General features: G+C 40.5%; 14 protein-coding genes. 5 read left to right on the top strand and 9 right to left on the bottom strand.

Features of this window, described 5'->3' with window-relative positions; all coding sequences use genetic code 11:
* Positions 1-55: 55 nt before the first annotated feature.
* The 9 genes from M5E07_RS12595 to M5E07_RS12635 form a co-directional block, all read right to left on the bottom strand.
* The gene (locus M5E07_RS12595) at positions 56-1,003 is read right to left on the bottom strand and encodes an OmpA family protein (RefSeq protein ID WP_252219655.1); all 948 of its coding nucleotides are present in this window, start codon (positions 1,001-1,003) and stop codon (positions 56-58) included.
* A gap of 422 nt (positions 1,004-1,425) precedes the next feature.
* Positions 1,426-2,664: an HlyD family type I secretion periplasmic adaptor subunit gene (locus tag M5E07_RS12600; protein ID WP_252219658.1), complete on the bottom strand. Its 1,239-nt coding sequence runs from the start codon at positions 2,662-2,664 to the stop codon at positions 1,426-1,428.
* Between the two features lie 185 nt (positions 2,665-2,849).
* Positions 2,850-4,988, bottom strand: coding sequence for a type I secretion system permease/ATPase (locus M5E07_RS12605; protein ID WP_252219661.1), 2,139 nt, complete (start codon positions 4,986-4,988; stop codon positions 2,850-2,852).
* Positions 4,989-5,075: 87 nt separating this feature from the next.
* The gene (locus M5E07_RS12610) at positions 5,076-6,338 is read right to left on the bottom strand and encodes a TolC family protein (protein ID WP_252219664.1); all 1,263 of its coding nucleotides are present in this window, start codon (positions 6,336-6,338) and stop codon (positions 5,076-5,078) included.
* 623 nt (positions 6,339-6,961) lie between these two features.
* The gene (gene acpP, locus M5E07_RS12615) at positions 6,962-7,198 is read right to left on the bottom strand and encodes an acyl carrier protein (protein WP_016166057.1); all 237 of its coding nucleotides are present in this window, start codon (positions 7,196-7,198) and stop codon (positions 6,962-6,964) included.
* A gap of 87 nt (positions 7,199-7,285) precedes the next feature.
* Positions 7,286-8,020, bottom strand: a complete 735-nt coding sequence (gene fabG / locus M5E07_RS12620) for a 3-oxoacyl-ACP reductase FabG (protein ID WP_116763572.1) — start codon at positions 8,018-8,020, stop codon at positions 7,286-7,288.
* Entirely contained in the window at positions 8,017-9,003 is a 987-nt protein-coding gene (gene fabD / locus M5E07_RS12625) for an ACP S-malonyltransferase (RefSeq protein ID WP_116763570.1), read from the bottom strand. Before fabD ends, fabG begins: the two co-directional genes overlap by 4 nt.
* A gap of 161 nt (positions 9,004-9,164) precedes the next feature.
* Entirely contained in the window at positions 9,165-9,347 is a 183-nt protein-coding gene (gene rpmF, locus M5E07_RS12630) for a 50S ribosomal protein L32 (RefSeq protein WP_004695348.1), read from the bottom strand.
* Positions 9,348-9,423: 76 nt separating this feature from the next.
* Positions 9,424-9,981, bottom strand: a complete 558-nt coding sequence (locus M5E07_RS12635) for a YceD family protein (protein ID WP_252219667.1) — start codon at positions 9,979-9,981, stop codon at positions 9,424-9,426.
* Between the two features lie 97 nt (positions 9,982-10,078).
* On the opposite strand from M5E07_RS12635, the gene M5E07_RS12640 reads away from it, so the two are divergent.
* The 5 genes from M5E07_RS12640 to rluB all read left to right on the top strand — a co-directional run bounded on the left by M5E07_RS12640 (position 10,079) and on the right by rluB (position 14,289).
* The gene (locus tag M5E07_RS12640; protein ID WP_116763566.1) at positions 10,079-10,741 is read left to right on the top strand and encodes an elongation factor P hydroxylase; all 663 of its coding nucleotides are present in this window, start codon (positions 10,079-10,081) and stop codon (positions 10,739-10,741) included.
* Between the two features lie 77 nt (positions 10,742-10,818).
* Positions 10,819-11,436 (top strand): L-threonylcarbamoyladenylate synthase, encoded by a 618-nt coding sequence (locus tag M5E07_RS12645; RefSeq protein ID WP_116763564.1) that lies wholly within the window; start codon positions 10,819-10,821, stop codon positions 11,434-11,436.
* A 329-nt stretch (positions 11,437-11,765) separates the two neighbouring features.
* Positions 11,766-12,557, top strand: a complete 792-nt coding sequence (locus M5E07_RS12650) for a segregation and condensation protein A (RefSeq protein WP_252219669.1) — start codon at positions 11,766-11,768, stop codon at positions 12,555-12,557.
* On the top strand, positions 12,554-13,138 hold the full coding sequence (gene scpB / locus M5E07_RS12655) for an SMC-Scp complex subunit ScpB (RefSeq protein WP_252219672.1): 585 nt from the start codon (positions 12,554-12,556) through the stop codon (positions 13,136-13,138). Before M5E07_RS12650 ends, scpB begins: the two co-directional genes overlap by 4 nt.
* Positions 13,139-13,179: 41 nt before the next feature.
* A complete protein-coding gene (gene rluB / locus M5E07_RS12660; protein WP_116763558.1) occupies positions 13,180-14,289 on the top strand; it encodes a 23S rRNA pseudouridine(2605) synthase RluB in 1,110 nt (369 codons plus the stop codon).
* Positions 14,290-14,324 lie beyond the last annotated feature (35 nt).

Consider the following 14,324-nt stretch of genomic DNA (forward strand, 5'->3'; position numbering starts at 1 on the left):
TTATCCTTTTCTTATAACTTGTTTTTTAAAATTTTGAATAAATATAGAGCAACGTTTATTCAGCTTTCATTCCATAGGTCACAATTTCTACCCGTCGGTTTGGCAAGTTACATTGCTCACGCGCTGCTTTATCCTTGGCATATTTCTGCTCACAATCACTCACCACAAGCTCTTGCTCACCACGCCCTTCAACCAAAATATTCTTTTTCACGACACCGTTTTGAACCAAGATTGCACGTACGGTTTCAGCACGACGCTGCGACAGTTGTTGATTGGAATTTTCAGACCCCACAGGATCTGTATAACCAATCACTGCAATATGGCTAATCGACTCTTGATCACGGGTAATTTCTGCTGCAATTGAAGCAATCTCTTCACGACCTTTCGGTGTTAAATCATTAGGTCCAGATTTGGCATAACCAAAAACCGTACTTGCCTCTAAGGTATATTTCTTCAACTCCGATTTCACAGGAACCTGAACATAAACTGGCTGTGCACATTCCTCGATCGCTTTTACACGAGAGACTGTGCCAATTGCCTCTTTCAAATTTGGTAGCAGCGATTGAGCTTGTGTCTCAGTAAGCTCTTGGACTTGTATTGCCTGATTACTACCATTAACTAATCTGAAGTATTGTGTCGAACCTTCTGTAAGTGATTGCGTAGAATTCAATCGACGTGCATTGGTATAGTTCACAGCACTTTGCGCGTAAATTGCACTAATACGGGTAGGACGTGCACATAACTGTATTGCTTTAAATGAATCAGGTAATAATGACGTTAAATAATACCCTTCAACAAATACATTCGCTGCCGGCCCTTTTAATCCCTCTTTATCACGAATAAATACAACTTGCGTATGCCCTTCTTTAATAATCTTAGGCTGTAAGTAAGGTTTTGAACCGAATTGATTCCAATGTTCAAAAGGTGGATTCTTATTTGCAGTTGAACATCCGACCCAAAACAATGAACACCCAACCATCAATATTAATCTTTTAACACTCATAATACCCACCTCTTTTATTTCTATTTCATTTTCCTACCCCTTAAACCAAGGGGATTTATTTTTATTCCACATAAACCCTTAAAAAAATTAATATTTTATGTGATAATTTTTTATAATGCTTATTTAAAAGAATATAAAAAAAAGAAAAAAAAACAATAGCATTAATTATAATTTTAAAAATAACATGAACTGGTTCACATATTTTTCAGATAGATGAATTATATTTTTATACTGATTATTTTTTAAATAAAGATTGGACAGTTTAACGCTATAAACATGATCTAAAAAATCAACACCATATAACATATATCCAAAATATACCTTATTTTATTAAAACAATAAGCTATTAACCGAGTTATGGCCCATTTATTTTAATAACAAAAACCCTATTAAAATATAGAGTTTCTGCCAACAAAATATTGCTATCTCTCTTGCAAAGCTTGCTTCATTCGAGTGATTGGTTTTATTAAATATTGAAATATGGTTTTCTCTCCTGTTTTTACATCCACACTGGCAATCATGCCGGGAATAATCGGCATGGTTTTACCATTTTTATCGGTTAGTGAGTTCTGGTTGGTTTCAACCAAAATACGGTAGTACGCCTCATCAGGATTTAAATTCAGTTCACTCGGTCGTGTTTTATCTCTTAATGTGTCAGGGCTAATTAAAGTCACCTTACCTTCTAAGCCACCATACAAGGCATAGTCATAAGCAGTCACTTTTACAATCGCACCAAGCCCAGGATGAACAAATGCAACATCTTGAGGGCGGATATAAGCTTCAACCAATAATTTGTCATTGAGCGGCACAATTTCCATAATGTCTTGTCCAGCCTGTACTACACCACCCACCGTATTAATCTTGATATTTTTAACAATTCCTCTTAAGGGTGCACGAATAAGTGAACGATCTACAGGGTCTGCACGCATCGCCATATTTTCTTTGGCTTGAGCCAATTCAGACTCGACTCGAACCAACTCATTATTCGCATCTGCGGCATATTGATTTCGCTTTTCATTTATTTGCAAAGCCAAATCAGAAGATTGACGTCGCATACGTAGCAGCTCAACTTCAGACATCACCCCCTCTGCCACCATGGGTGACGTAATTGAAATTTCACGATCCAACATGGCTTTACTGGTTTGCAACCCTGCAACAGCATCATCTACCGCACGACGACGTGCAACATATGCTGCGCGTTCACGATGTTTTAAAGATTCACTAATTCCCTCAGGAAACTGAATTTTCGTACCATAAGATTCCGCTCTTAAACGGGCAGACATTGCTTCCAGATTAGCAACTTTTGCCTCACTCTCTCTTAAAATAGCAGAACTTCGGGTATCATCGAGACGAAGTAAAATTTGTCCTTTTTCAACAACATCTCCTTCTTTCACCAGCATTTCCTTGATGGTTCCTGGGTCTAAACTTTGCAAAATTTGTTCGCGACTGGTTGGAATAACACTACCTTGACCGCGCGTCACTTCTTCTACATGGCTGTGATACGCCCAAAAAACAAACACAATCAAAAATACAAAGAGCAACCCAATTGTCCAAAACAGACCTGTATGCCTTTCCGTTTGTAAGGCGGCATTCAAATCATTTAACAATTTCAAGTCTTTCGACTGAACCCGATCTGCGGGTGGATTTCGATATTCTTCCATATGCCTCACTTACGTTGATGTCGCCTTGCTACACACGACTACTCAACATTTATTTTTTCTAATTGTGTATTGTTAGGGTGATTCTGCACCGTCGATGCATGATCTGGTTTGATCACGATGGTGCGACCTTCTTTTTGCCCCGCTGCTACAGCAGAACTTGTTTGCCCTGTCGCAACCGTAGAATTCTATTGTGTTGTCGATTTGGTCTGCTCATTTAAAGCAAGTTTTTTCAGCACTTCATCTCTGGGGCCATCCATAACCACCTGTCCTTGGTCAATGACAATAACGCGACTCACAATGCTCAAAACTTGAGTACGATGCGTCACCACCAACAAAGTTTTGTCTTTACACCATTGATGCAATGCCGTCAGTGTTTGTCGTTCAGTTAACTGGTCTAAGCCATTGGTCGGCTCATCCAATAACACCACACGTGGAGAACGCAATGTTAAGCGAGCCAACGCTATAATTTGCTTCTGTCCACCCGAAAGCCCCAAACCATCCTCACCCAAAGGCATATCTAAACCGCGCGGATGATTTTGAATTAAGCTGTCCAAACCAAAGCGCTTCAAAGCCTGCAACAACTCTTGATCTGTAGAAAAACCATCTTGTCTCGACAAATCTAAATTTTCACGTAGCGTCCCAAGAAAAAGACGTGGTGCTTGCCCTAGTAGAGCAACCTGATTACGTAAATAATTAGGATCCAACTGACGTAAATCCACACCATCCAGCGTGACATTTCCCTCTAGTGGTTCAAACATGCCACTGGCGAGCTTTAAAGTTGTCGTTTTACCACTGCCGATTTTCCCAAGTATTCCCACCTTTTCACCAGGTGCAATATTCAGATTTAAACCCTTAAGTACAGGAGGAATATCTGTCTGATATTTAAAACACACGTTTTGAAATTTAAGTTCGCCATTGACCTGATCTAAACTGATATATTGCCGATCTGGATGACGTTCAATTTTACGCTCAATAATGCTTTGCAACCCTTGTAGCCCAATTTTGGCTTGTTGAAAACGAATCGCTAAACTCGAAATTTGCGCCAATGGTGCCAATGCACGCCCAGATAAAATGACCGAAGCAATCAAAGCCCCCATGGTAATTTTATGGTTTGGATCTGGACTGTGAATGAGATAAGTTCCAACAATCACCAAAATCACGGTATTTAATTGCTGTATGGCAACAGAAAAATTAACCACAAAATTACTCAAATCACGAGTTTTAGTGCTCGAAACAGCAGTTTTAGCCGTGTAATAATCCCACTTTTGCTGTGCCCAACTGGTTGCATTATTGGCTTTTAATGTTTCGATCCCTTCTATAGCCTCTACCGCCAAACCTTGGCGCTGTGAAGACTCTTTCATTGATTCACTGATATAGCGTGCTAAAGGTCTCTGAGACAACATTCCAACCAGCATCACGATTGGTATTAAAATTAAGGGAACCATTGCCAGTGCACCGCCAATCATCCAAATTACAGCAATAAAAAGCAAAAGGAATGGTAAATCAACCAACACCAACAGACTGGCACTGGTCATAAACTCCCGCACAGATTCAAATTCACGCAGGTTATTGGCATAGGAACCTGATGACACTGGACGTTCTGCTAAATCCAAACTCATCACACGACGAAAAATAGCCGAACTAATAATTAAATCCGCTTTTTTACCTGCAATATCTGTTAAATGCCCACGGATCATTTTTGCAGCAAACTCAAAGCTTATTGCCAAAATTACCCCAATACTGAGCACCCACAGTGTTTCATAAGATTTGTTCGGAATAACGCGATCATAGACATTCATGACATAAAGTGAGCTGACCAATGCCAAGAAATTAATGATGAATGTCGCTAAGATGACTTGCGAATAATAAGCCTTAAAACGCCAAATGACCTTCCAGAACCATGCTTTAGGTAAGTGATATTCTGGCAATTCAGAACGTAAGTCACTGGCTAATTTAGGTTTAATAAACCAACAGTACCCCAAGTACAATGCTAATAGCTGCGCATGATCTATTCTTTGCTTTAAACCATCAATTTGTTGTAATTCATAAACTCGATCTGCCCCACTGCCATGAATTTGAGTAATCACTGCAGCTTCATTTTGCTGCAAAACAATCACCACAGGCACGGCTAAAGTAGGAATTTCATTGAGTGCTTTTTTACTTAATGTATTTTCAAAGCCATGACTTTTTAATACTTCAACTAAAGAAGGGTAATTGACATTTAAATTTTGGTCATGCGTTACCTGTGCCATCAACGTTGCGACAGGTAAAGGGCTTCCCAACAGTCGGGTTACCAAAGCAATATGCTCTATTATGGATTTCATTCTCGTTATGTCATCCTATTTTAATTATTTGACCTTTAAGTCAATTAAGCATGATCCACATCCACTTTGGATCAGCAGTTTTTATTCTTACTGCTTCACCCAATTGCTAATGTTGGCTTGAGCACGCAAATAAGCAAGCGCTGCCATTCGATAATCATTCTGTGCCGTCACATAAGCCATTTCAACACTTGCTAATTCGTTATACGCATTAAGCACATCAATTAAGCTTTTTCGCGCAATTTTGAATTGTTTTTCATTGTCACTCACCACTTTACGGGATGCTAAAATTTGCTCCTGTGAAATATTCATTTTTTGCTGACTTTGAAACATGTCAATTTCAGCAGTACGTGCACGTTCCTCAATATCACGCTGAATTTGATCAAGTCGTGCTTTAGCTGCCACTGCGGATTGCCCACTTTGTTCAACAGAATATTTCGCACCGCGGTTCAACAAATCCCACGACATGTTCAAATACACTTCACGGTCTTCTGTGGTCACATTGCCTTCCAAGTTAATACTTGGATAACGCTTTGCTTTACGGTACTTCACCTCAGAGCGAATACTCTCTAACTCCGCCTCCTGAGCCAAATAAGAAGGATGTTGAGTAACTTCTCCCAGTTGATAACGTGATATAAATTGAGAGGGTGCCAGACCGATAAATGGATCTCTTAGCGCGTCTTGATCAATCACTTCTGGTGAATATTTCTTAAGATGACTCAGCGCAAAACCCAATTCACGCTGCAAACTACTAATGGTGTGTTCTACCTGCATTTGGCGAGCGCGTGCTTGTGTGAGCTCTGAACGACGACCTGCATCATATTGCACAATCACACTAATATCATGCGTAAACTTATTGTGACGCTCCAAACTTCGCATTTGTACAGCCAGCGCTTCATGTGCATTGAGAGCTTTTAAATATTCAGAACCAATGTTGTAACCTAGCTCTTCCGCAGTCTCATCAATTTTTTGCTCAAAATATTGAGATTTTTTTTCATCACGATCTACCTGAGCACTAATTGCACCAAATGAATATAAATTCAGGCTGCCTCTCACCCCAGGTGTAAAATCTTCACTCGCATAGTCATATTGACTCTCGTGAGATTGATCCAGAATTTGATTAGCTGTCAAAGCTAAAGTTGGATAATGTAGCGATTTTGACTCTTTAACCTTGCTTAACGCTGCTTCTTCATTGGCTTGTGCTTCCAACATCATTGGGTCTTGCTCCAAAGCTGTTTTTAACAACGTCTGTAACTGAACCGCATAAACCGAACTACTACATAATAATGTGATCAATAAAGTAATTCTTTTATGCCAAGTCATTTGTTGTACTTGTTTATTTCGTATTCTCATATTTTTACTTTAGATATTTCTTATATACAGAACACTGCGGCTTGTATTTCAAGGTGATTTTAACAATTAAATTCAATAAGTTAATTAAAAATTTACAAAGTAACACATGATGAAATTATTAAGCTATTATTAACAATAATAAAAAACAGACAGATGAATTTCTTATTCAATAAGTCTATTAAAATAAGCTTAGCAAATATAGAGGAACTAATTTGTGCAAAAATGAGAACCAGTTAACCAAAAAATTAATATTTATCTCTTGTTTACACATATGCATATTAATTATATATATTTTTTTATCATCAATTTTACTTATTTTTAAGCATAACTTATAAACATGCAAAGCCAAGCATCTTGACATACATTATTTGTTACAAATAGACCAACTAAAATACTCAACTTTAACAATCAAATACATCACTTTTCTAGTTTTAAGTCTTTTCATTATTTTGTATTCAATACAGTAAAATTGAATCTGAAGAAGCACCATCCCCTTTTCTTGGTATATTCATATGACTGAACTAATTTCTCACATCAATACACCTAAGCAGCTTAGCCCATACAGACATTAAAAAAGCCACCTAAAAGGTGGCTTTTCTTTCAGCAGCGCTGAACATCAACAATTAACCAAGTTTCTTAGAAACATAGTCAATTGCAGATTGAACTGTAGTGATTTCGTTAGAATCTTCATCAGGGATAGTGATGTCGAAATCATTTTCGAAAGACATTACAAGTTCAACTAGGTCTAGAGAGTCTGCACCCAAGTCATCCATAAAAGATGCTTCGTTTTTGATCTCTTCTACTTTAAGACCCAATTGTTCTGCAACCGCTTGTTTAACGCGTTGTTCGATATCGCTCACAGGAATTCTCCTCATTGCTTGTGGCGTTTTTAAATGCCATCAGTTTAATTGAAACTTTAATTTTTTGAAAGTTAATCCATCAGCTAATTAGCTCATGTATAAACCACCATTTACGTGTAAAACCGTACCTGTAATATAACTTGCCTTCTCAGAAGCCAAGAAACTTACAGCATTCGCGATATCTTGTGGTTCACCTAAGCGTTGAAGTGCCACTTGATCACTCATTTTTTTACGAATTTCTTCGCTTAACTGTTCTGTCATTTCAGTTGCGATGAAACCTGGTGCAACTGAGTTTACAGTAATTTGGCGGCTACCCATTTCTTTGGCAAGGCTGCGGCTAAATGCCTCAATCCCTGCTTTAGCAGCTGAATAGTTTGCCTGGCCTGGGTTTGCGAAATGTGCAACCACAGAACTAATATTAATAATTCGTCCAAAACGCGCTTTGGTCATGCCTTTAAGAACACGTTTTGATAAGCGGTATACCGCTTTTAGATGAATATTGAGAATATCATCCCAATCATCTTCAGACATACGCAACAACAAATTATCTTTGGTAATCCCTGCATTATTTACAAGTGCAAGAACTGAACCATAATTTTGTTCGATATCTGTAACCAAAGCATCAATTGCAGTACCGTCACGTACATCTAGCACTTTACCTGCACCATTCTCACCAAATGCTGCTGATAATTTTTCTGCACCAGACTCAGAAGTCGCTGTACCTACTACAAAATAACCGTCTTGAATGAGTTGTTGAGCGATGGCAGCACCAATCCCTCGACTCGCGCCTGTCACTAATGCGACTTTGCGTTCTTGTGTCATGCAATTTTCCCTTCCGCCACTAAAATGGCATTCAGCGCATCCTCCACTCGACCTTTCGTATCGATTGGGAATGCTTTTTCTATATTCGGCAAACGTTTCGCAAGATTGGCAAGGACATTACCAGGACCACATTCAACAATATATTGTATGCCCTGATCTTGCACAGTCTGCATTGTCTTTGTCCACTGCACCGACTGATACAGTTGCGCAGTCAATGCCTGACGTAATTGCGCTACATCAGTCGCGATTTCCGCATTGACATTTTGTATTACAGGAATGCTAGGTAGCTCAATGGCAGTTTGTTCCAAAGCATGCGCGAATTGCTCAGCAGCAGGTTTCATCAGCGAACAATGTGATGGAACTGATACTGGAAGTGCAATTGCCTTGCCAGATTGTTCTTTTGCCATAGCCATGACTGCTTCTACTGCGGCCTTATCACCCGCAATCACCACCTGACCTTGTGCATTATAGTTCGCAGCTTCTACTGAACCCTGACCCTGCGCTGAAACTTCAGCACATAGCTCAAGGACTTTGGCATCTTCTAGACCCAAAATAGCCGCCATTGCACCCTGACCTTGTGGTACAGCACTTTGCATAAGCTTGCCACGTAAGTTGACTAACTTAACAGCATCGCCCAAGGACATTGCACCCGCAGCAACCAAAGCACTGTATTCACCTAATGAGTGACCAGCAAGATATTTAGGCACCACACCGCCCAACTCCAACCAAACACGCCATAAAGCAATACTGGCTGTTAGTAATACAGGTTGAGTAAATTCAGTTTGGTCTAAGCCTTCACCGCTTTGGGCAATATGCCACAAATCAAAACCCAGGGCTTCAGAAGCTTCCGCGAAAGTGTCACGAACACCACTAAACTGTTCAGCAAGTTCAGCCAGCATGCCGACTTTTTGCGAACCTTGACCTGGAAACACAAATGCAGTTTTTGTTGCTTGAGCTGCTTGTTCAAGTGGTCTAGCAGACATATAAAAAATCCTTTATGTAGTCACTGCTCATTCATGGAGCGGAAATTTAACACTTAATTTTGTTTTTGGTAATTGCGAAATACAACAAAAATCGAAGACAAAAAAAAGGGAGCTTACGCTCCCAATTTTTTCACTAAGCTTATCACTTAATGCTTCATCAATTATTCAGCAGATGCTTTAGCGAATAATTGACGACCACGGTAGATACCATCTTTAGATACATGGTGACGACGGTGAATCTCGCCAGTAGCTTGGTCTACAGTTAATGCATTCTCGGTTAAAGCGTCATGTGAACGGCGCATGTCACGGCGAGAGCGACTTTTACGGTTTTGCTGAACGGCCATGATGGCTCCTTACAAATCGAAAAATATGGATCAGAACAAATTCAGTTGTCTTATACGGAAGAGTATAACACAAAAATTAGTTAAGTTTACCCTTCAAACTTGCCAAAACATCAAACGGGTTATCCCGCTTCTCTTCGACAAGCTCTTCAATGGCAGGTTGGTGCTTATGTTCACAAGCATCATGCTTGGGAGACAAAGGCATCAACAATAACAATTCATCTTCTATCAGAGACAGTAAATCAGCCGTCGCAGGTGCATCATAGCTACCTTTCGTCGTTGCTTCACTTTCACCTAAGACGATGAAATCAGCATCCTCATCCAAGCGCTCTATCAGTGACTCATCATCCACTAGAGCTAGATGAAAATCTGAAACGAGTTCAATGTTTACCGTGCCTAAACAGCGTTGGCATTCCATTGGAACCTGCGTTTCAACGCGACCATCTAGCCATACAATGCGATGATACGCATCCATTGATAGCTTACAGTCTATGTTAATCAATTGATCATCAATTGATCCAACAGCTTCACGAGCGATACGAGCAAAGCGAGACAATGGCAGGGTACCTGACCATGTAAAGCCTTGTTCAGCCCATTTAAACGGCTCAATCTGTGCCGGAAAGGTATTTGCTGACATAATTAAGGCGGCAATTCTACAAATTCATCAGTACTCTGTCAAAGATTAAGATACAATTTTGTACTTATTTAGACAGACCATTTTGGGTAACACAGTCATGCATCTGTTGCAGCCGCAAACAGAAGTGAATAAAAAATCACTTATTAGCACACTTTCAACTGTTCATTTTGACATTTCACCAGACCAAGTGCAACGTTTGGAATGGGCGAATTTACAGTCAGAAACTGAACAAGTTGACTGGCTCATCTTACACTTTAATTACTGGTTTTCCCACCTTAATGTGAATTTGATTCGCGGCGAACACGAACCTGAATATTTTCCAGCGACACAGCAACAGCCGGCACGTATTCAATTTGCTCACGGTTTCTTTAATAGTGCATTACATGAAATTAGCCATTGGAGCATTGCGGGTGAACAACGTCGCCTACTCCCCGATTTAGGCTATTGGTATGCCCCTGATGGTCGCACACAAGAACAACAAGCTTTATTTGAGCAAGTGGAAATTAAGCCTCAAGCCATTGAATGGATGTTTGCCAAAGCCTTTGGACGTAAATTTAGGGTTTCACTCGACAATTTGACGGGTGAAGGTGGTGATGGCTCGACTTTTAAAGATCATGTATATGCACAAGTTCAGCGTTATTGCTCTGGAGAAATGGCGCTACCTCGAGATGCCCAATACTTTATTGACTGTGTCTGTACGTGTACGCGAGGTGGCAAAAGATTACAAAGTGGCGAGTTTCAACGCGAAATGCTGGATTAATTACAGAAATTCATCAAAATTACATGACAAGATGTTGTAATTTCAGCAAATAATATCTAAAAAATCAGGAGAACAATATGTTGCACTTAAGAATACATCCTGATAATCCACAACCGCGCTTAATCAGTCAGGCAGTGGAACGCATCCGTGCGGGTGACGTGGTGGTTTATCCAACTGATGCTGCTTATGCGATTGGATGTCAGATTGGAAATAAGAATGCTATGGAGCGTATTTCTCAGATCCGTGGTTTAGGGCCAAAGCATCAGTACGCGATTATTTGTTCAGATTTATCTGACATTGCCACCTACGCCAAAGTAGACAATGCCATGTATCGTTTACTCAAAAATAATACCCCTGCCGTGACCACTTTCATTTTACCAGCCACCAGTGAAGTACCTAAACGCTTGATGCACCCCAAAAAGAAAACCATTGGTCTGCGCATTCCAAGCAACCCAATTTGTCAGATGCTACTGAAAGAATTAGGTGAACCGCTACTGACCAGTACGCTGATTTTACCGGGTATTGACGATCCTTTAGATGACCCCTATGAAATTGAGATGCAACTGGAAAAACGCATTGATGTCTTTATTGATGGCGGTTTAGGTACCTTAAGTACCACCAGTATTGTGGATTTATCAGGAGAGAGCCCTGTTGTGATTCGTAAAGGCGTAGGTGATGTTAGTGCTTTTGAATAAATTTAACTATCAGGGTTAGGGGGCCTAGCCCCTCCCCTAATCCATTTGTTAACGTTTATGATCTTGTTTTATCGTCATTTTATAATTTTTTCTATTCTTCGTTTTTTTTAAATGATAATTTAAGCCTTCATCACACAAATAAATACCCCATATTTATTTAATACTTTTTTGTTATTTAACCCCCCAAGTAATTTATTCATTTCCTAATATGCATTACACTAAGGCCTATTAAAATTATGTATTTTTTAATCACCTCTACTTTCTCCCCTAAGTACTGATTCGAAAACACATAATCATGCCTTTGAAAATTCGCGTGGCCAATAACTGTAATGAATCAATCCGTCCCTAATGCTATGGAAGAAATGCCGCACATCCGTGTTCTAGATGAATGGCAAGACTCCATCCCAGAGGATTTATATATTCCTCCTGCCGCATTTGAAATTCTCTTGGAGCATTTCGAAGGACCACTCGACTTTTTAATTTACTTAATTCAAAAAAATGGCTTCGACTTATTACAATTAGATATTGCTCCGATTGCAGCCCAATATCTTTCTTACATGGATGCCATGAAGTCACTCAATATTGAGCTGACTGCTGACTATATGGTGATGGCGGCCTTATTGGCTGATTTAAAATCCCGTTTATTACTGCCAAAACCTACCAGTATTGCCGTTGAAAAAGACCCGAAACAAGAACTGATTGATCGGTTAGAAACTTATCTTCGCGTGAAACAAGCGGCTGAGCGTTTGGGCCAAATGAGTATTTTAGAACGAGATACTTTTCAGACCAATGTCAGTCTTGGGGATGTTGCTGCCCGTCATGATGGCTTTTCCGCCCATCTATTGCATGACGCTTTATTTTGTGTGTTTAACCGCCCAGAGCCAGTGACCCATAAAATTGAGCAAGAACCAGTATTGCTTGAAGAACGAATTGCATTTATTGAAGAAAAGCTGCAAGCCGGTGAAGTTCTCGATTTTATTGAATTACTCAAACCAAGTCAGGGTCGTATGGGCGTGGTCGTCACTTTTATGGCCGTGCTGGAACTGACCCGTCAACAACGCATTCAAATTATTGGTTCAGGTATAGAGGCGCCACTTAGTGTCCAAGGAGCACACCTATGAGTGAAGCGGATCTGTTTTCTCAATCAGAAATTCAACATGAAATGTTGATGCAACTGGAAGCCATTATTTTTGCGAGTGATGCACCGGTTTCTTTGGCACGTCTGAAAGAGGCATTTCAAGATCAATATTCCAAATCTGAACTGCGACAACTGATACAACAACTCATGGTTTTACAACATGGTCGCTCGATTGAACTGGTAGAAACTGCACAAGGTTTCCGCTTTCAAGTACGCGCTAAGTATCGTCAGATGATTAGTCAAACGTGGCCTGAGCGTCCAACACGCTTATCGCCTTCTCTGCTCGAAATTCTAGCGGTGGTGGCTTACCATCAACCCGTGACTCGTGCGGACATTGAACAAATTCGCGGAGTCTCGAATAATAGTCAAATATTAAGAACTTTGTTCGACTGGAACTGGATTAAAGAATCTGGTTTTAGGGAACTCCCTGGAAGACCCGCGTTGTTAGTTACAACGCCACAGTTTTTAAATGCTTTTGGCCTAACATCAGTTGGTCAATTGCCTCCCCTACAGGATGCCAAGGAAGCTTTTATGGCTCTCGATGCGCAAGCACCGAGGTCTTAAATAGGTGAACTGTTGATGATAATTTCTAAGGTTATGCTGTCATGAGTGAAAAATTGCAAAAGGTGCTCGCACGAGTTGGTCTCGGCTCTCGCCGTTATATGGAAGAAGTGATTGCTGCTGGTCGCGTGAGTGTCAACGGTCAAGTTGCCCAGGTGGGCGAACGTATTGAGCCAGGCGATGAGCTTCGCATCGATGGTCGTAAAGTGCAGTTCCAAATTGAAGACGAAATTCGCCGTCGTGTTTTAATTTACTACAAACCAGAAGGTGAAATTTGTTCACGTAATGATCCTGAACAACGCCCAACGGTGTTTGATAACTTGCCGAGCATTACCAATGATCGTTGGGTGATGGTTGGTCGTCTGGATATTAACTCTACAGGCTTGTTGCTGTTCACAAATGATGGTGAACTAGCAAACCGCTTAATGCATCCATCGAATGAAATTGAGCGTGAATACGCAGTGCGTGTTATGGGTGAAGTAACGCCGCAAATTAAAAATAATATGCTGCGTGGTGTCGTATTAGACGATGGCCCTGCAAAATTTGAATCATTCTCTGAGATTGGCGGTGAAGGAATTAACCGTTGGTTCCAAGTGGTGGTAAAAGAAGGTCGTAACCGCGAAGTGCGTCGTATTTTTGAATCTCAAGGTTTGAAAGTGAGCCGCCTATTACGTACCCGTTATGGCACCGTGATTTTACCGCGCGAACTCCGTACTGGTCGTTGGATAGAGTTGGACAAAAACGACATCGACAATTTAACCAAATCGGTTGAACTTAAGCCACGTCAAGGTACAGGTTTATTCGGCATGGCAAAACGCCGTACTGAACGTATGCAAGAAAAACCACTGGTAGCACGTCGTGGCGGTTTCTTACGTCAGCAACGTCGTGACAATGAAGATGAAGGTCAACAACAAGCGAAGCCAGCATTCAACCGTGAACGTCGTGAAAACCCAAATGGTCATAGCCAACGTCGTCAAGACAATGCGCAAACAGGCTATGGGCAACGTGAACAACGCCAAAACACGGGTTATGCACAACGTGATAACCGCTCAGAAAACTTTGGCAACAAAGGCTCATATGGTCAACGCGATGCACGTGATGAACAAGCTCCACGTAAGCCATTTGGCGTAAACAAAAGCTTTAAAAAGTTTTAATCATTCAAGTTAAAATTTGAGCCACTTTCGAGTGG

It is taken from the genome of Acinetobacter tibetensis (assembly GCF_023824315.1).
In the GTDB taxonomy this organism is placed as follows: Bacteria; Pseudomonadota; Gammaproteobacteria; order Pseudomonadales; family Moraxellaceae; genus Acinetobacter; species Acinetobacter tibetensis.

Coding starts and splice junctions, on each gene's coding strand:
- M5E07_RS12605 (WP_252219661.1), bottom strand. CDS start 4,988: ATGAAATCCATAATAGAGCATATTGCTTTGGTAACCCGACTGTTGGGA.
- rpmF (WP_004695348.1), bottom strand. CDS start 9,347: ATGGCCGTTCAGCAAAACCGTAAAAGTCGCTCTCGCCGTGACATGCGC.
- M5E07_RS12650 (WP_252219669.1), top strand. CDS start 11,766: ATGAATCAATCCGTCCCTAATGCTATGGAAGAAATGCCGCACATCCGT.
- M5E07_RS12610 (WP_252219664.1), bottom strand. CDS start 6,338: ATGAGAATACGAAATAAACAAGTACAACAAATGACTTGGCATAAAAGA.
- scpB (WP_252219672.1), top strand. CDS start 12,554: ATGAGTGAAGCGGATCTGTTTTCTCAATCAGAAATTCAACATGAAATG.
- M5E07_RS12635 (WP_252219667.1), bottom strand. CDS start 9,981: ATGTCAGCAAATACCTTTCCGGCACAGATTGAGCCGTTTAAATGGGCT.
- M5E07_RS12600 (WP_252219658.1), bottom strand. CDS start 2,664: ATGGAAGAATATCGAAATCCACCCGCAGATCGGGTTCAGTCGAAAGAC.
- fabD (WP_116763570.1), bottom strand. CDS start 9,003: ATGTCTGCTAGACCACTTGAACAAGCAGCTCAAGCAACAAAAACTGCA.
- fabG (WP_116763572.1), bottom strand. CDS start 8,020: ATGACACAAGAACGCAAAGTCGCATTAGTGACAGGCGCGAGTCGAGGG.
- M5E07_RS12640 (WP_116763566.1), top strand. CDS start 10,079: ATGCATCTGTTGCAGCCGCAAACAGAAGTGAATAAAAAATCACTTATT.
- M5E07_RS12595 (WP_252219655.1), bottom strand. CDS start 1,003: ATGAGTGTTAAAAGATTAATATTGATGGTTGGGTGTTCATTGTTTTGG.
- M5E07_RS12645 (WP_116763564.1), top strand. CDS start 10,819: ATGTTGCACTTAAGAATACATCCTGATAATCCACAACCGCGCTTAATC.
- rluB (WP_116763558.1), top strand. CDS start 13,180: ATGAGTGAAAAATTGCAAAAGGTGCTCGCACGAGTTGGTCTCGGCTCT.